General features: G+C 68.3%; 18 protein-coding genes. 10 read left to right on the forward strand and 8 right to left on the reverse strand.

What is annotated here, in order from left to right; translation table 11 throughout:
* Positions 1-135 precede the first annotated feature (135 nt).
* The 7 genes from AWB94_RS06305 (at position 136) to AWB94_RS06335 (ending at position 3,743) form a co-directional block, all read left to right on the forward strand.
* The gene (locus AWB94_RS06305) at positions 136-600 is read left to right on the forward strand and encodes an Asp23/Gls24 family envelope stress response protein (RefSeq protein WP_062658975.1); all 465 of its coding nucleotides are present in this window, start codon (positions 136-138) and stop codon (positions 598-600) included.
* Positions 597-902, forward strand: coding sequence for a hypothetical protein (locus AWB94_RS06310; protein ID WP_062658974.1), 306 nt, complete (start codon positions 597-599; stop codon positions 900-902). Before AWB94_RS06305 ends, AWB94_RS06310 begins: the two co-directional genes overlap by 4 nt.
* Positions 899-1,078 carry a hypothetical protein gene (locus AWB94_RS06315; protein ID WP_062658973.1) on the forward strand — a complete coding sequence of 60 codons (180 nt, stop codon included), beginning with the start codon at positions 899-901 and terminating at the stop codon, positions 1,076-1,078. Before AWB94_RS06310 ends, AWB94_RS06315 begins: the two co-directional genes overlap by 4 nt.
* A 207-nt stretch (positions 1,079-1,285) precedes the next feature.
* On the forward strand, positions 1,286-1,498 hold the full coding sequence (locus AWB94_RS06320; protein WP_062658972.1) for a CsbD family protein: 213 nt from the start codon (positions 1,286-1,288) through the stop codon (positions 1,496-1,498).
* A gap of 126 nt (positions 1,499-1,624) precedes the next feature.
* Positions 1,625-2,230, forward strand: coding sequence for a TetR/AcrR family transcriptional regulator (locus tag AWB94_RS06325; RefSeq protein ID WP_062658971.1), 606 nt, complete (start codon positions 1,625-1,627; stop codon positions 2,228-2,230).
* Positions 2,231-2,368: 138 nt separating this feature from the next.
* Positions 2,369-2,953 (forward strand): DUF308 domain-containing protein, encoded by a 585-nt coding sequence (locus tag AWB94_RS06330; RefSeq protein WP_109762530.1) that lies wholly within the window; start codon positions 2,369-2,371, stop codon positions 2,951-2,953.
* 154 nt (positions 2,954-3,107) lie between these two features.
* A complete protein-coding gene (locus AWB94_RS06335) occupies positions 3,108-3,743 on the forward strand; it encodes a LysE family translocator (RefSeq protein ID WP_062658969.1) in 636 nt (211 codons plus the stop codon).
* Positions 3,744-3,821: 78 nt separating this feature from the next.
* Here AWB94_RS06335 and AWB94_RS06340 read toward each other — a convergent pair whose 3' ends face one another.
* Positions 3,822-5,402 (reverse strand): Na+/H+ antiporter, encoded by a 1,581-nt coding sequence (locus AWB94_RS06340; RefSeq protein WP_062658968.1) that lies wholly within the window; start codon positions 5,400-5,402, stop codon positions 3,822-3,824.
* A gap of 66 nt (positions 5,403-5,468) precedes the next feature.
* Entirely contained in the window at positions 5,469-6,074 is a 606-nt protein-coding gene (locus AWB94_RS06345; protein ID WP_062658967.1) for a hypothetical protein, read from the reverse strand.
* 127 nt (positions 6,075-6,201) lie between these two features.
* On the opposite strand from AWB94_RS06345, the gene AWB94_RS35020 reads away from it, so the two are divergent.
* Positions 6,202-6,351, forward strand: coding sequence for a hypothetical protein (locus tag AWB94_RS35020; RefSeq protein ID WP_165576293.1), 150 nt, complete (start codon positions 6,202-6,204; stop codon positions 6,349-6,351).
* 51 nt (positions 6,352-6,402) lie between these two features.
* Here AWB94_RS35020 and AWB94_RS06350 read toward each other — a convergent pair whose 3' ends face one another.
* The 6 genes from AWB94_RS06350 to AWB94_RS06375 are packed head-to-tail and all read right to left on the reverse strand — an operon-like array spanning position 6,403 to position 13,011.
* Positions 6,403-7,491, reverse strand: a complete 1,089-nt coding sequence (locus AWB94_RS06350; RefSeq protein ID WP_062658966.1) for an NADH:flavin oxidoreductase/NADH oxidase — start codon at positions 7,489-7,491, stop codon at positions 6,403-6,405.
* Positions 7,488-8,465 (reverse strand): amidohydrolase family protein, encoded by a 978-nt coding sequence (locus AWB94_RS06355; RefSeq protein ID WP_062658965.1) that lies wholly within the window; start codon positions 8,463-8,465, stop codon positions 7,488-7,490. Before AWB94_RS06355 ends, AWB94_RS06350 begins: the two co-directional genes overlap by 4 nt.
* Entirely contained in the window at positions 8,462-8,899 is a 438-nt protein-coding gene (locus AWB94_RS06360; protein WP_062658964.1) for a cupin domain-containing protein, read from the reverse strand. The genes AWB94_RS06355 and AWB94_RS06360 overlap by 4 nt, the downstream gene beginning before the upstream one ends.
* Before the next feature lie 27 nt (positions 8,900-8,926).
* Positions 8,927-10,126, reverse strand: coding sequence for an FAD binding domain-containing protein (locus tag AWB94_RS06365; RefSeq protein ID WP_062658963.1), 1,200 nt, complete (start codon positions 10,124-10,126; stop codon positions 8,927-8,929).
* Positions 10,123-11,490, reverse strand: coding sequence for an MFS transporter (locus AWB94_RS06370; RefSeq protein WP_062658962.1), 1,368 nt, complete (start codon positions 11,488-11,490; stop codon positions 10,123-10,125). Before AWB94_RS06370 ends, AWB94_RS06365 begins: the two co-directional genes overlap by 4 nt.
* A 30-nt stretch (positions 11,491-11,520) precedes the next feature.
* Entirely contained in the window at positions 11,521-13,011 is a 1,491-nt protein-coding gene (locus AWB94_RS06375) for an aldehyde dehydrogenase (RefSeq protein WP_062658961.1), read from the reverse strand.
* Between the two features lie 106 nt (positions 13,012-13,117).
* Here AWB94_RS06375 and AWB94_RS06380 point away from each other — a divergent pair, with 106 nt between their 5' ends.
* On the forward strand, positions 13,118-14,902 hold the full coding sequence (locus tag AWB94_RS06380; RefSeq protein ID WP_234811641.1) for a helix-turn-helix domain-containing protein: 1,785 nt from the start codon (positions 13,118-13,120) through the stop codon (positions 14,900-14,902).
* A 61-nt stretch (positions 14,903-14,963) separates the two neighbouring features.
* The gene (locus AWB94_RS06385; RefSeq protein ID WP_062658960.1) at positions 14,964-15,587 is read left to right on the forward strand and encodes a flavin reductase family protein; all 624 of its coding nucleotides are present in this window, start codon (positions 14,964-14,966) and stop codon (positions 15,585-15,587) included.
* Positions 15,588-15,644: the final 57 nt, after the last annotated feature.

Here is a 15,644-nt window from a genome sequence, read left to right on the forward strand (position 1 = left end):
GTCCTCCAAGTCTTGTCTCGAAAACCGGGGAGTGTGTTCTACGTCTCGTTGGCGTGCGCTCTGCCCGCCCCGGCGCGACAAAACGATTGTGCCGGACACAACGTCCGGGTCAGCCGAGGAACGAAGGAGTTACCGATGACCGCAGCAACGCAGCCGCACGAAGCTGGTACGCCCACATCCCCTGGCGCCGCGCTGGAGAAGCTGGTCAGCGACCACGGGTCCACCACGATCGCCGACATCGTCGTGTCGAAGATCGCGGGCATTGCGACCCGCGAGGTGGACGGGGTCTACGACCTTGGCGGTCAGGCGGCCAGAGTCGTGGGAAAGCTCCGCGAGACCCTGCCGGGTGCCCGCGACCTCACCCAGGGGGTCGCCGTCGAGGTCGGTGAGCGGCAGGCGGCCGTCGACATCGGCGTCGTCGCCGAGTACGGCGTGGCCATCCACGACCTGGCCGAAGGTATTCGCAGCAATGTCGTTGCCGCGGTGGAGAACATGACCGGTCTGGAGGTGACCGAAGTCAACATCACGGTGCACGACGTGCACTTCGAGGACGACGATCGCGGCGACACAGCCGGCGACGCCCGGCCACGGGTTCAGTGACCGAATCGAGTGCCGCACGCGTCAACCGTGTCCTCGCGGCGGTGACCGCGGTCGACGGCGTCGTCGGCCTGCATTCCGGCCCCGGAGTGCCCAGTACGCATCTGCCCGGCCGGACGGTGGCCGGGCTGCGGCTAGGACCGCAGGGCGGCAGGGTGCACGTGATCGTGCGGCTGGGCGATTCGTTGCTTGTCACGGCCGAACGGGTCCGGGCGGTGGCCACCGAGGCGGCCGGGATCCCGGTCGATGTGGTCGTCGGTGATGTCACCGTCCCTCACCCGGAGAATCAGGAGAGGCAATCATGAACGGAAAGTATTTACCGACAGTTCTTTTCGCGGGACTGTTGCTGGCGCTCGCCGCGGTCACCGGCGGTCTTGGCGGGTTCCTGCTGGCATTGGTGCTGGGCGCCGCCTGCGCCGCCGTGGGAGCGCACCTGGACGGGGCCATCGATCTGACCGCGCTCGGCCGCCAGAGGGGCTGAGATGACCACCGAGGTGATGGAGCCCGCCGACGCACCCGCCCGACGGGGACGGACCATCGTCGAGGACACGGTCTGTCGCCGACTGGTCGAATGCACCGTACTGACCTGAGGCCGTAGGTGTCCGGCGCGGACCAGGGATTGCGCCGGTCGAAATAACAACGGGCAGAACATCATCGGATGACTGCCCTCGACGAAAGGAAGATTGCGATGGGAATCGCAGACGATGCCAAGAACAAGGCCCAGGACCTCAAGGGGCAGGCGAAGGAAGCTGTCGGCTCGGCGACGGGCAACTCTGACCTGGAATCCGAAGGTCAGCTGGATCAGGCCGTCGCGGCGGTGAAGGATCACATCGCGGATGCGGCGGACAAGGTCAAAGACGGTGTCGAGGCCGTCAAGGACAGGTTGACCGGTAACTCGTAATCGGGTGTGACAAGGGTGGTACCGGGCCGCAACCCGGTACCACCCTTGCGTTCGCGACAAGGGTGCCCCGGCAGTCATCGACATCCGGCACTTGCCGATCTACCTACTAGAAGGTAGATTGGCTGTATGTCGAGCACCGTGTCCACCCCTGAGGCGATCCTTCGGTGCGCGCGTACATCCATCATCGCCGGGGGCTACAACGGCTTCAGCTACGCCGATATCGCCGCGGTCGTCGGCATTCGCAAGGCCAGCATCCACCATCATTTCCCGACGAAGGTCGACCTCGTCCGAACCCTCGTGCAGCAGTATCGTGCGGAAGCCGAGGCGGGAATCGCTCACATCGAGCGCCACCATCCGGACCCACTCGATCAACTCCGCAGCTATATCGGCTACTGGGAGTCGTGCATCGGGGAGCCCGAAACCAGTTACTGCCTTTGTGCATTACTGGCAACGCAAATTCCCGTCCTCCCCGACGAGATCGTGTTCGAGGTGCGGTCCTACTTCCGACACCTGTCGGCCTGGCTGACGTCCGTGCTCGAACGCGGCGCTCGGCAGGGCACCTTCGCGCTGACCCATGACGCTCACACCGAAGCCGAAGCGTTGATGGCCGCCGTACACGGCGCCATGCTGTCGGCGCGGGCCTACGGAGACCCGCACGCTTTCGCTGCGGTCACCCAACCGGTCGTCGAGCGACTGTGCGCCAACCCGTCGACAGCGAAGCAGCGCCAGTAGTACCACCTACTGATAGGTAGAACACTTGCCGAAGCCGTCCGTGGCTTCGGTTGACCCGCCATGTGCGGGTACGGCACGAGCGGAGCGGGTTTCATCCTCGCTCTCATCGCTGGTGCTCACCGAGATAGAGGAGAGATGATGACAGAGACCGTCGGTGAAGTGCGGCAGACCACTGGTGGAGATGCCTGGCTGAAGCGTTATTACTTTGCCCGCGCGGCATTTTCGATTGTCTGGGTGGGCGCCGCCGTCAGCCTGGCGGACGCCGCGACGGCCGTGGTTGCCACACTCCTGCTGATCTACCCGGCATGGGATGCGGCCGCCAATGTGGTGGACGCTCGGCGCAACGGCGGGCTGCGGAGCAACCCGACACAGGCTTTCAACACCGTGGTGAGTTCGGTGACAACCATCGCCGTCGCGGTCGCGTTGGCGTCGAGCATGAACGACGTGCTCCGAGTGTTCGGGATCTGGGCTTCGCTGTCGGGTCTGCTGCAACTGGCCACCGCCGTGCGCCGGTGGAAGAGCCACGGGGCACAGTGGCCGATGATCATCAGCGGCATCCAATCCACGGCAGCAGGGGTCAGCTTCGTCATCAAAGCGGGTGGCCCCGTGGCACCTCAGGTGGATGCCATCGCACCGTACGCCGCCTTCGGTGCGTTCTATTTCCTGATTTCGGCGCTCTGGCTGACGTTCACGCAGGCCCGTCGTCGTCGCATAAGCGGTTAGCGGACATCATCGTTCTCGGCTAGCGTCGCAAGGAGCGGGTGGAGCATTTCGGCCCGTGCTGATACCGCGATCTTGCGCCGCCCGCATCGTCAATTCGACAGGGCAGCGGCGAGTTCGCCGGTGAACGCCTCGAATCGGAGAGGATCAACTGCAGATGAACGGCGACGTTGTGGCTTTGTTGGCCATCGCCGGGGCCATCGCGATCGGCGCGATAAGCCCCGGGCCGAGTTTCGTGATGGTGGCGCAGACGGCATTGTCGACCACACCACGCAACGGTCGTGTTGCTGCTCTCGGAATCGGCTGTGGCGGACTCGTTTTCGCTACGGCCGCGACGACCGGGCTGGGCGCCGCGCTGATCTACGCAGGGCCACTGTTCCTGGTGCTGAAGATCGCGGGCGGCATCTACCTGATCTATCTCGGGGTTCGGCTCTGGCGGAGCAGCACCCACGAGACGGGCGCCCTGCAGGCGCAGGACGTTGCGACCAGCCGGACATTCGTCACCGCGCTGTTGACACAGCTGAGCAACCCGAAGGCGATCGTCGTGTACGGCAGTGTGTTCGCCACCGCGCTCCCGCTGCGCCCGGCACCGTGGCTGTTGGTCGCACTGCCCATCACCGTGACCGCCGTCGAGGCGTGCTGGTATCTGATCGTGGCGACCGTGATGTCACGGCCGGCGCCGAGGCGGGCGTATCTGCGGGGCGCCGCAGTGATCGACCGGCTTGCCGGCATCGCCATGGGTGGGCTCGGCGCTTTCTTCGCCATCGACGGGGTGCGGCGCGCGGTCCAGTAGTTGCCGCACACCTGCGACCCGCGTCGGCAGCGCAGGCATCGGCTTGGCGTGGGTACGCGAGGCGCGGGTGCGGGTGGCTCAGCCTTCCAGCCGCGACTCTTCCAGGTCCAGGTCGCGCAGGATCCGGTTGAGAACCTCGTTGGACAGCCGACCCTCCCTGCGCATGGTGAGCAGCGTCTGCCGCTGAGCCTGCAGCACCAAGCGGACCATCTGCTGATAGGCGCCGGAACGGTCCTCGTAGCCGTCGTCCTCGATCTTGCCCAACCGCGCCGCGAAGCGCCGCGACCGGTACTCGTAGAGCGCGCGCATCCGTTGCACGGTTTCCTCGCGCGCCCAATCCTCGTCGGCCAGCAGGTCGATCTGGGCTATCGCCGCCTTGGACGCCAGCAGCCGGGCGCGCACTTCTTCGTCGGTGTCGGGTTCTTCGTCGACGGGGTGTAGCCGGCGGATCAGGGCCGGCAGCGTGAGCCCCTGCGCCACCAGCGTGAAGAAGATGACGGCGAAGGTGAGGAACAGGATCAGGTCCCGCAGCGGGAACGGTCCGGTGTCGGTGGACAGCGGGATGGCCAGCGCGACGGCGAGGGAGACGGCGCCCCGCATGCCGCTCCACGCCGTGATCAATTGCCATGGCGCCGAACGCGGCCCGACCCGCGGCGGTGGCCGGCGTGCCAGCCGGCCGATGAGGGAGGGGACGGCGCAGAACCACAGCAGGCGCACCACGACCACGGTCCCGGCCGCGGCGAGCGCATACAGCGCCAGTGCCGGCAGCCGATAGTTGTGCAGCCCGGCGACGATGGCGTGCAACTGCAGTCCGGTGAGCGCGAACAGGGTGGCGTTGATCAGGAAGTCGACGATGTCCCAGACGAAGTAGCCCTGCAGCCGCGGACGCGCGTCCAGCACTTCCGGGCTGCGGATGGCCATGAAGATGCCTGCGGTGACGGTGGCCAGCACCCCGGATGCACCCAACGCCTGCGCCGGGAGGAACGCGGCGTATCCGGTGAGCAGTGAGATGGTCACGCTGATCTGGGTATCGGTGATCCGTTCCCGGATCCACGCCGACATCCAGCCGACCGCCAGCCCGACCGCGACCCCGCCGATGACACCGAGGACGAAGTTGCGCCCAGCGTCGGCGAACGCGAAGCTGCCCGCGACCGTGGCGGCCACCGCCACGCGATAGGCGACCAGCGCGGTGGCGTCGTTGAACAGTCCTTCCCCTTCGATATCGCTGACCAGCCGGCGCGGGACGTCGAGTCGGTGCATGATGGCCGTGGCCGCCACCGGGTCGGTCGGCGACACGATCGCCCCGAGCACGAACGCGACCGGCCAGCTCATCCCCGGGATGACCAGGTGCGCCGCGCAGGCCACGGCGGACATGGTGACCAGGACCAGGACCACCGAGTTGAGGGTCAGGCCACGGAAATTGCTGCGAAAGTCACCGAAGTTGGCGTAGATCGACGACTTGTAGAGCAGCGGTGGTAGGAACAGCGCCAGCACCAGTTCGGGATCGAGCCGGATATCGGGCAGGCCCGGGATGAAACCGAACGCGGCGCCGCCGAGCACCAGCATGATCGGGTACGGAACCGACAGTCTGCAGGCGAGCGCGCCGAGGATGGCGACTGCCGCGAGCAAGCCGGTGACCACGACGTCGAGGTGACTCACCCCACTACCTTGTGGGCTACCACGGGTGGACGCAACGGATGTGCCGCCTGAGCGTGGCGGCGGGCGTCAGATGCAGGGGCGGAAGAAGGCGAACTTCACCGGCAGGCAGTTCTGGAACAGCTTCGGCATGCCGATCTTGGGCAGGCCCACCTTGGGTAGACCGACCTTCGGCACCCCGGGCGACGGCAGCGCCTGGGCGGCGTCGGCGACAGCCGACAGCGGGTTGATCGTGGGCACGGCACCGCCGGCGCCGTTCAACGCGAGGCCCGCGAAGTACAGCGCGTTCGCGGTGTCGGCCAGACCGCCGGAAATACTGGTCGGGATGTCGATGGCTGCGTTGACGATGCTGTTGACGTCGTTCAGCGTGCCCGGAATCCGGCGGACCTGGTCCAGCGTCCGCGCCGAGTTGGACCATTCCTCGGGGGTGACGTGTGCGATCGCGGGGGCCTCGGCCTTACGCAGGGCCTCCACCAGGCCGCTGCGGCACGCGCCGGTGTCGGCGTCGCGGACCTGGCCCCTCTTGCACGTCACGGGCGCGCAGTTGCCGTTGAACTCGGTCTGGCCCTCGGCACAGGACGCGGCGCTGGGCGCGGCGGTGATCACGGACAGGGCGGCCAACGGGGTGAAGGCGGCCAGCGCGGCCGCGGTGTAGCGGCTTCTCGACATCTGCACGGGTCGTCGTCCTCAATATGGCGTAGCGAATGATCCGTAGTGAGTCTAGCCCAGCAACTGCGCTGGCGGTCGCCGCCGGCGCAACGCACGCTATTGTTCGGGCGCAACCGACGACAGGGGAGAGCCGATGCCGGAACCAGAGCAGCAGCTGACGTTCGGACAGAAAGTCAAGCTGGGCGGCCAGGCCGCGGTGGCGTTGGCCCGCAATCCGAAGGCCTTGGTCGCGCTGGTCAAGTACAAGCTCGCCGAGCGGAAGTCGGCCAACGGGGCAAACTGACCCGGCGGTCCCTGCGCCGCGAGCGCGGCGCCGACACGCTCATCGGCGGGGTCACGTGAACGCGCGGGTGTACTGCGGCGGGAACGGCAGGGTGACCCCGCTGCGTTGTGCGGCATCGCGCACCCAGTTCGGGTTGCGCAGCAGGCTGCGACCCAGGAACACCGCGTCGGCATCACCGCCGGAGATGATCGCTTCGGCCTGCTCGGCGTCGGTGATCAGTCCCACGGACGTGGTCGGGATCTCCGCTTCGGCACGGACCCGCTTGGCGAACGGGACCTGGTAACCCGGTGCCACCGGGATCCTGGCATCCGGCACCGCACCGCCGGTGGACACGTCGATCAGGTCCACCCCCACCGTCTTCAACTCGGACGCCAGTGCCACGGTGTCCGCGACGGTCCAGCCGGGACGCGGGTCGTCGGTGTCACCGGCCAGCCAGTCGGTCGCCGACACCCGGAAGAACAGCGGCAGGTGGGCGGGCCACGCCGCCCGGACCGCGGTGGCCACCTGTAATGCGAACCGCATCCGGTTGGCCGGCGATCCGCCGTACTCGTCGGTGCGCGCGTTGGACGCCGGTGACAGGAATTGGTGGATGAGATAGCCATGAGCGCCGTGGATTTCCAGCACCCGGAAGCCGGCGGCGGCGGCCCGCCGGGCCGCATCGGCGAACCCCGCCACGATGCTGTCGATATCCGCGCGGCCGAGCTCGGCCGGAACGTTGTTGCGGCCGAACGGAATCGGGCTGGGCGCCACGGTCGTCCAGGATTCGGGTGCCCGGTCGGGGTCCGGCCAGGGCCGCCCGGTGCAGCCCTTGCGGCCGGCGTGCACGATCTGAATGCCCGGAACGGCCCCGTGGTCGGCGATGAAAGCCGCCAACCGTGCGAAACCGGGCACCTGCGCGTCGTTCCACAATCCCAGGTCATAGACGCTGCTGCGGCCCGCCGGGTGCATGGACGTGGCCTCGACCATGGCCAGGGCCACGCCACCGACGACACGCGCCCCGAAATGCTGCAGATGCCAATCGCTCGGGGTGCCCGCTTCGGGGCCGTCGACGACCGCGGAGAACTGCATCATCGGTGACATCCATGCCCGGTGGGCAAACGTCACGTCGCGCAACGTCAACGGGGTGAACAGGCTCGTCATCGGCTCATCCCCAGGAACGCTCGTGCGGCCCGGGCCAAGGCCTGCTCGTCGGGCCCGTGTTTGACGGCGAACCGCACCGGGTCGGCTTCGGCCATGTCGAACGGATAGTCGCTGCCGCACACGATCTTGTCGGTGCCGGCGATCTTGCCAAGCAGTTCCAGCTGCGGTGCGTCATGGGTGACGGTGTCGAAGTACAGGTCGGCGACCACCTCCGACGGCAGCCGGGTGCAGCCGCCACGCGCGTCGGCGCGGGCACGCCAACCGTGATCCCAGCGGCCCAACAACCCGGGTGCGCAGCCACCGCCGTGCAGGAAGCAGATGCGCAGCGCCGGAAGTTCGTCCTTGAGACCGCTCAGCACCAGGTTGGCCACCGCGGTGGCGGTCTCGACCGGGTTCCCGATGAGGTTGGCCAGGTAGTAGTCGGCCCACTCGGGGCGGCCGATCTGCATGGGATGCACCAGCACCGCCAGGCCCAGGCGGGCGGATTCGGTGACGATGTGCCGCAACACGCCCCGGTGCAGGGAGCCGCCGTCGACCACCGGCGGAATCGCGACGCCGACCAGGCCGTCGGTCCCGGCGATCGCGGTGAGCTGATCGGTCACCGACTCCGGTGTGCTCAGGCTGACGATGCCCAGCCCCAACAGCTTTCCGTCCGCTCGGGTCACCACCTCGGCGAGCGCGGTGTTGAACGCCCGCGCGTAGTCGACCCCGGCCGCCTCGGCACCGAGCGGAAAGGCGAACGGCGGTGCCGAGAGAACCCGGATGCCCACCCCGGCGCGGGCCATGTCATCGATGATCGCGGCCTCGTCGCTCATCGCGTCGGTGGCGATCGACAACGGCAGGTCACCGAGGTACAACTGGCCGTCCCGGTCGTTCATCGGCCCGTAGGGCGCGCCGGGCGGCAACCCGAACAACGCGCGGGGCAGCCAGTGGGCGTGCACGTCGATGACGCCGTCGGCAGGGGTGGCGGTCATCGGGCGATGTCCAGGGCGGTGTTGGCGCTGTCGAGGTGTTCCACCGTGGTGAAGACCAAGTCGGTGTCACCGATGTTCTCGATATCGTGCAGCAGGAATTCCCCTGGCCCGAACTGGAAGTGCCGGGTCTCACCGGCCTGGTAGGAGACCTCGCGCACGGTGCCGTCGTGGGTGTGCTGGCGGCTGCGGCCGGCGTTGACGGCGGTCCAGAAGTAGTCCAGCACGTGCCGGTGCGCATGCCAGCGCTCGCCCGGCGCCAACCGGATCTCCCAGACCCGCACCCGGGTATCCTCGCTCAGCAGTCGGGATCCGACGTTGCCGTCGAACGCGTGCTCGGCGAACTCGGTCTTGAGCCATTCGGGCCAGCTGTCGAAATCGGTGGCCACCAGTTCACCGGCCAGCGGCAGATCGGTCAGGTAGTTGTTGTCGGTCATGTCAAGATCCTCTCGTAGCTGGGGAATTCAGAGTCCGGGCCCGTACAGGCCGAAACGCAGGTCGGGGTCGCCGGGTATCCAGGTGTTGCGGAACTGGGAGCGTTCGCCCATGTCGACGACCCGGCGCAGCAGCGAGTCGCTGAGTTGCAGTTGCGCCGGCTCCCACTTGGCCAAGGCCGACGCGATGTCACCGGACGCGGTGGACAGGGCGTCGGCCAGCGCCCACGCGTCGGCGGCGGCCTTGGCCGTCCCGGCGGCGGCGTGCGGCCGCGACGCGCACGCGGCATCACCGATCAGCGCGGCCCGCCCGAGCGCCATCCGCGAAGACCGCACATCGGAAAGTACCTGTAGGTAGGGCTGTTCGGTGCCGACCACGACGTCGGCCACCGCAGGCGGAAGTTGTGTTCTGGCCGCCGCGCGCAGCTCGTCGACGAAGCGGTCCTGTACCTGTCCCGGATGCACAGACACCGACCCACTGAATCCTCTTTTGTCGGTGAGTAATTCGCTGAGCTGCGGCCCCGCGGGGACGTTGCGGTACCACACGTAGTTCATCAGCCTGTCGGCTTCGTCCAGGCTCTGCTCGCCGGGGATGGGGTACATGGTGATGTGTGAGTGCGGGATCACCGTGTAGGTGATGGAATCCCGCAGCACCTCCTGCGTCGCCGGGTCCAGGCTTGCCAGCGCGACGGTGCCGCGCCAGCCGACGTACCCGGCGTAGGCGAGCTTCGCCTCGGGGTCGAAGTACTCCCGGGCGGGGGAGGTGATGCCGTCGGCGAACACCACCAGGTCGGCGGACGCGGTCCGGCCGCTGACGAACCGCACGGTGACGGAATCGGCGTCCTGGTCGAATCCACTGGCGTACTCCCCGTAGTGGTAGTACTCGGTGCCGAAATCGGCGAGCAGGGCCCGGTAGAACGTTCCCCACGAGGTGTAGGTCCACAGCGCCGGTTCGCGATGGATGACGGCGCCGCTGGGATCCAGATACTGCACGTAGGCGGTGGCGGTGTGCAGGTCGGCCGGGTCCTGGGAACTGCGCTCGGTGAACCACCGCACGGTGTCGGGCTGCAGCACGATGCCGCTGCCGCGGCCGTCCAGCGGCGTCGCGGTGCGTTCGAACACGTCGACGTGAAAGCCGAGGTCGCGCAACAGCAGTGCGGTGGTGAGGCCGCCGATGGACCCTCCGACGACGATCGCCGACGCGGTGGAGTATGCGGACTGTCCGGTCATGACGCGCTCTTTTCGCTCAGCGGGACCGTGCGGTCCGGGGTCTGCTCTGGGGTCGTGTCCATGGGCATGGGCTCACCCTTGGTCTCCCTGGCGAATGCCAGCCCGATCACGGCGATCAAGCCGATGGCCGACACCGACGCAGTCGCGATGCCCAGATCACCGTCGAACCAGGAGGAGGCAATGACGCCCGCGGTGAGGGGACCCAGCGCGGTGACATAGCGGCCCACGCTGTTGCACACCGCCAGGGCGGTGGCCCGGACACTGGGCGGGAACAGTTCCGGGCCGTAGATGAAGGTGCCCGACAGCGCGCCGAACAGACCGAAGCCCAGCAGTGGCATCGCGATGAGTACCTCGTCGAAACTGCGGTCGAGCGGAAATGTCCACACGATGGTGGCGGCGGACACCGCGAAGCTGATCAGGAAGGCCTTCTTGCGGCCGATACCGTCGGCGATGAATCCCCATGTGGCGTAACCGATGATGCCACCGGCGTTGAACAGCATCGCGGCCACGGCCACGCGGTGGTCGGCGACATCCTTGGGCAACTGATCGGCCGTCGTCATCTGCCGGATGATCTGCGGATACCAGGTCGACACGCTCCAGAACGCGATCAGGGCTCCGGTGGCCAGCGCGGTGCACACCAGCATGGGGTGCAGCAGCGGCGGACCGACCAGCCGGCGCAGCACGAACCGATCGTGATCGGGCTTGCGCCCGAGCGCTTTACGCTCCTTGCGGGCCTCCAGGTGCGCGCCGATCTCGGGCGGTTCGGGGACGTAGCGGCGGATGAACCACACCACCAAGGCCGGGATCCCGGCGAGCAGCATCATGGCGCGCCAACCGTGATCGCCCAACAGCGCGTAGGCGGCGGCGGCCATGAAGAACCCGGCGGCGTAGCCGGCCATCATCACTCCGCCGGCGCGGGCGCGGAAACGGTTGCGCCACGTTTCGGCGATCAGCGCCGCCCCCACGGGGGCCTCGACACCGGATCCGAGGCCGGCGATGAAGCGCAGTGCTCCCAGTTGCCACCAGGTGTCGGCGAACACGGCCAGGGCGCTGAAGACGGCGTAGGTGAGGATGCCGATGGACAGCACCCGGGTTCGGCCGAAATAGTCGGCCAGCATGCCGAACAGGATTCCGCCGGTTGCCCAGCCGATGAGGAACAGGGCCACGGTCATGCCGCCGTAGAAGCCGATCGCGGCGCCATCGGTGGCGATCCCGCTGTGCGGCAACAGCTCGGTCATGGCGGGACCCAGCACCAGGACGTAGAGACTGCCGGCGAAGCCGTCGAGCCCCCAGCCCAGGGTGGTTCCCGCCAGGACGAGCCATTGTGTTCGGGTGATGTCGTGATACCAACGTCCGGGGGACATGCGTGAGCCTTTCGGTGACGGGGCGGGGGATCAGTTCAAGCGACGCTGCGGCTGGTCGCCGTACCAGTCGACGGGCTCGGCCGCGGTGCGCACGACGATCGTCTTGACCCAGGAGAAGTCGTCGAATGACTCTGTGCCGGCGTCTTTTCCGGAACCGGACTCCTTGATGCCGCCCCACGGCAGGGACGGTTCCAGCCGGTGGTGGTCGTTGACCCACACCATGCCCGCGTCGATCTGTGCGGCCACCCGGTGGGCGCGGCTGACGTCGGTGGTCCACACCCCGGCGCCCAGACCGTAGGGATTGTCGTTGGCCATCCGGATGGCCTCGCACTCGTCGTCGAAGGGGATGACCACCGCCACCGGGCCGAAGATCTCCTCGCGGGCCACCGTCATATCCATGGTGGCGTCGGCGAGCACAGTGGGGGACAGGAAGAAGCCGTTGTCGAACGGGCTTGGCAGTGTGGGGGTTTCGCCACCGGCGCGCAGGCTGGCACCCTCGTCGAGCCCGGTCTGGATCAGGGCGGCCACCTTGTCGCGCTGGCGGGCGCTGATCAGCGGTCCCATCTGGGTGTCGGGCAGTGCCGGATCGCCGAGCCGGATGGCATGTGCGCGCGAACTGAGCGCGTCGACGAACTGGTCGTAGATACCGCGCTGCACCAGGAACCGTGAGCCCGCCACGCACGACTGCCCCGCGGCGACGAAGGCCGCGAACGCCGCACCCTCGGCCGCGACGCGCGGGTCGACGTCGTCGAACAGCAGCACCGGTGTCTTGCCGCCCAATTCGGCGGTGATCCGCGCGAACCGGGACGCCGTCGCGACGGCGGCGGACCGGCCGGCTTCGGTGCCTCCGGTGAGGGTGATCTTGGCGACGTCGGGGTGGCCGGTGAGCCGTTGGCCCGCCTCGCGCGCCCCGGTGACCACGTTGAGCACGCCGTCGGGCAATCCGGCTCCGGTGAGGATCTCGGCGAGCGCCAGGGTGGTCAGCGGTGTCAGCTCGGACGGTTTGACCACGACGGTGTTGCCGTTGGCGAGAGCGGCGGACAGGCTGCGGGCCAGGATCAGCATCGGGTGGTTGAACGGCGTGATGATGCCGCACACCCCGAGTGGCAGCCGCTGCTGATAGGTCAGGTACGGGCCGTCACCGGGCAGCACGGCCGGCCGCTGCGCCGCCAGCAGCCCGGCGTTGTACCGGAACCACTCCGGGACCCGGGACAGCTGGGCCCGGGTCTCGGTGATCGGCCGTCCGTTGTTGCGGGCCTCCAGCGTGTAGAGCCGCTCGCTGGCGTTCTCGATCGCGTCGGCGATGCGCAGCAGCAGCCGGGCGCGGTCGCTGCGCACCATGGCCGGCCACGCACCGTCCTCGAACGCGGTGCGCGCCCGGGTCACCGCGGCGTCGACGTCGCCGGCGCCGTGTTCGGGAACGGTGGCGATCACCTCGCCGGTTGCCGGGTTGACGATGTCGCGGAACTCGCCGGGCAGCGGTCCCGTGCGGTGGGCGTCGGTGACGGTAGCGGAGGTCATGCTTATGAGTGTCGTCACAGCGCGCACGACCTTCAATGTCCATGCGGACATATTCAATGCGGATGTATGTTCTCCCGAACATAGGTGGCTGGGGCAGACTGATGTGGTGACCACATCGACGGGCCAGGACCGGCCGGGTGCCGAGCTGGTGACATGGCTGGCCGCCCTGCGCACCCTCAGTGCCAAGGCCGGCGCCGAGACCGACCTGCCCGAGGTGCTGTGCCTGGTCGCCGATACCGCCCGGACGCTGCTGGGTTTCGATTTCTGCGGCGTGCTCATCCCGGACGCGGACCGGGACCGGCTGTTGGTGCAGGGCTGGAGCGGGCTGTCGGAGGAGTATGTCCGGCGGGTCAATTCGGACCGGGCCATCCGGCTCGACAGCGGTTCCCCGTCCAGTCGGGCCTTCCACGGTGGTGAACCGGTGGCCATCCGGGATGTGCGCGTCGAACCCGAATTCGCCCTGTGGGCCGGCGTGGCCCGCGATCAGGGGTACCGGGCCATCGTGGCCGTGCCGCTGGTCGCCGGCACCGAGGTGCTGGGCACCCTCAACGGCTACTACGCCTCGGTGCACACGTTCACCCGGCACGAGATCGAGCGGTTGATCCTGCTGGCCAACCATGCGGCGATCGCGGTCACCTCGGCGCGCCGCCTGGACGAGCTGCGCACCATGACCGTTTCGCTGCGCGAACAGCGCGACGCGCTGGCGCGCTCCGAACAGATCCACGAGCGGTTGCTGGCGGTCACTCTGCGCTCGGGCGGGATCGGCGGTATCGCCGCCGCGCTCGGCGATCTGATCGGTCGGGCGGTCCTGATCGACGATGCGCGCTACGTCGAATTGGCCCGTGCTGGTGACGATACCGAGTTACCCTCGGCCGCAACGCGTTCCGGTATCCCCGACGACGACTCAACGGCGACCGTGGTGCCGGTGCGTGACACCGAGGGCGTCCCGACGGGCTGGCTGGTGGCCAACGTGCGGCTGGGCCAAGAGGTGGCCGCCCGGATCTGGTTCCCGGGTGCGGTGGATTCCCTTGACGCGCTGCAGGTTCGGGCGGTGGAGCACGCGTCCATCGTGGTGTCGGTCGAGTTGCTCCGTGAACAGACCGCGGCCGAGGTGGAGCGGCGGCTCCGTGGCGAATTGCTGGCCGACGTGCTGACCGGTGGTGCGTCGTTACCGCCACAACTGCTGGAGCGGGCCCAGCGTCTGGGCCACGACCTCACGGTTGCGCACGTCGCGATCGTGGCCACCGTCACCGGGCCGAGCGAGGCGGGGCTGCGACGGGCGTGGCAGCGCGCGCTGTCGGTGGTCACCGAGCTGGCATCGGCCTTCGCGCCGCGACCGCTGGTGGCCACGCACGGCGGTGCCCTGGTGGTGCTGTGGCCCGACACTGCCGAGGCCGACGCGCCGCCGGGTGTGCTGGTGCATCAGGCGATGGCCCGGGTGGCACCGGAGATCACCGCTACCGTCGCCGTCTCCGATTCGCAGCCCGCCGGCGGCGGCGAATCCTACCGAATCGCCAAGGGCGCATTGGATATCGCGCTGCAGGCCGGCCGTACCGGCGCGGTGGTGACGCTCGACGATCTCGGGATCGTCGGCCTGTTGCTGCAGCTGGACGATCCGGTCAAGCTCACGGCCTTCGCCGGGCGCACACTGGGCCCATTACTCGACTATGATGCCGACCACCGAACCGAGCTGATGTCCACTCTGCGAACATATTTCGCATGCAAGCAGGATCGCAACGTGACGGCCGCGGCGCTGGTGGTCCATCCCAACACCGTTGCGCAGCGGCTGCGTCGCATCGAGCACCTGTGTGCGGCCGACCTCGCCGACCCCGGGGTCACCACACAGTTCTCGGCGGCGCTCATGGTGCATGATATTGCGGCGCGGCGCTGACGGCCGCGGTGGCGGGTGCACCGCGCTCGCAACTGAACCAGTGGGGAGTGAGAGATCAGACATGGCCGGCCGCGACGCCCACTTCTACCGCCCCGCCGAGGGAACCGGACTTCCCCACGACCCGTTCAACGCGATCATCGGCCCGCGCCCCATCGGGTGGGTGGCCACCCAGGACCGCGACGGCGTGCGAAATCTGGCTCCGTACAGCTTCTTCAACGGCTTCAACTATCGTCCGCCGATCATCGGATTCGCCTCGATCGGCTGGAAGGACACCGTCGCCAACGTCGACGCCACCGGCGAGTTCGTGTGGAACCTGGCCACTCGTGACCTTGCGGCCCAGATGAACGAGACCGCCGCCACCCTGCCCGCCGATCAGGACGAGTTCGAGCGCGGCGGGCTGACGCCGGTCCCGTCGGCGGTGGTCTCCGCACCCCGCGTGCTGGAGAGCCCGGTCAACTTCGAATGCCGGCTGACTCAACTGACCCGACTGCAGGATGCCGGCGGGACCGCCCTGGACACCTGGCTGGTGCTGGGCGAGGTGGTCGCGGTGCACATCGACCGCGACCGGTTGGTCGATGGCGTCTATCAGACCGCGGCGGCTCATCCGATCCTGCGGGCGGGCGGCCCGGCCGACTACGCCGAGATCAGCCCCGCCGCGATGTTCACGATGGTGCGGCCGGCCTGAACCGGGCAACGCCGGTCCTCTCGGACTTTGCCAGGTCGGTGCACCGGCGAGCAAAGT

Origin of the sequence: Mycolicibacterium canariasense (assembly GCF_002101555.1) — a bacterium.
Lineage (GTDB): Bacteria > Actinomycetota > Actinomycetes > Mycobacteriales > Mycobacteriaceae > Mycobacterium > Mycobacterium canariasense.

Coding starts and splice junctions, on each gene's coding strand:
- AWB94_RS06305 (WP_062658975.1), top strand. CDS start 136: ATGACCGCAGCAACGCAGCCGCACGAAGCTGGTACGCCCACATCCCCT.
- AWB94_RS06315 (WP_062658973.1), top strand. CDS start 899: ATGAACGGAAAGTATTTACCGACAGTTCTTTTCGCGGGACTGTTGCTG.
- AWB94_RS06320 (WP_062658972.1), top strand. CDS start 1,286: ATGGGAATCGCAGACGATGCCAAGAACAAGGCCCAGGACCTCAAGGGG.
- AWB94_RS06325 (WP_062658971.1), top strand. CDS start 1,625: ATGTCGAGCACCGTGTCCACCCCTGAGGCGATCCTTCGGTGCGCGCGT.
- AWB94_RS06330 (WP_109762530.1), top strand. CDS start 2,369: ATGACAGAGACCGTCGGTGAAGTGCGGCAGACCACTGGTGGAGATGCC.
- AWB94_RS06335 (WP_062658969.1), top strand. CDS start 3,108: ATGAACGGCGACGTTGTGGCTTTGTTGGCCATCGCCGGGGCCATCGCG.
- AWB94_RS35020 (WP_165576293.1), top strand. CDS start 6,202: ATGCCGGAACCAGAGCAGCAGCTGACGTTCGGACAGAAAGTCAAGCTG.
- AWB94_RS06350 (WP_062658966.1), bottom strand. CDS start 7,491: ATGACGAGCCTGTTCACCCCGTTGACGTTGCGCGACGTGACGTTTGCC.
- AWB94_RS06355 (WP_062658965.1), bottom strand. CDS start 8,465: ATGACCGCCACCCCTGCCGACGGCGTCATCGACGTGCACGCCCACTGG.
- AWB94_RS06360 (WP_062658964.1), bottom strand. CDS start 8,899: ATGACCGACAACAACTACCTGACCGATCTGCCGCTGGCCGGTGAACTG.
- AWB94_RS06365 (WP_062658963.1), bottom strand. CDS start 10,126: ATGACCGGACAGTCCGCATACTCCACCGCGTCGGCGATCGTCGTCGGA.
- AWB94_RS06370 (WP_062658962.1), bottom strand. CDS start 11,490: ATGTCCCCCGGACGTTGGTATCACGACATCACCCGAACACAATGGCTC.
- AWB94_RS06375 (WP_062658961.1), bottom strand. CDS start 13,011: ATGACCTCCGCTACCGTCACCGACGCCCACCGCACGGGACCGCTGCCC.
- AWB94_RS06385 (WP_062658960.1), top strand. CDS start 14,964: ATGGCCGGCCGCGACGCCCACTTCTACCGCCCCGCCGAGGGAACCGGA.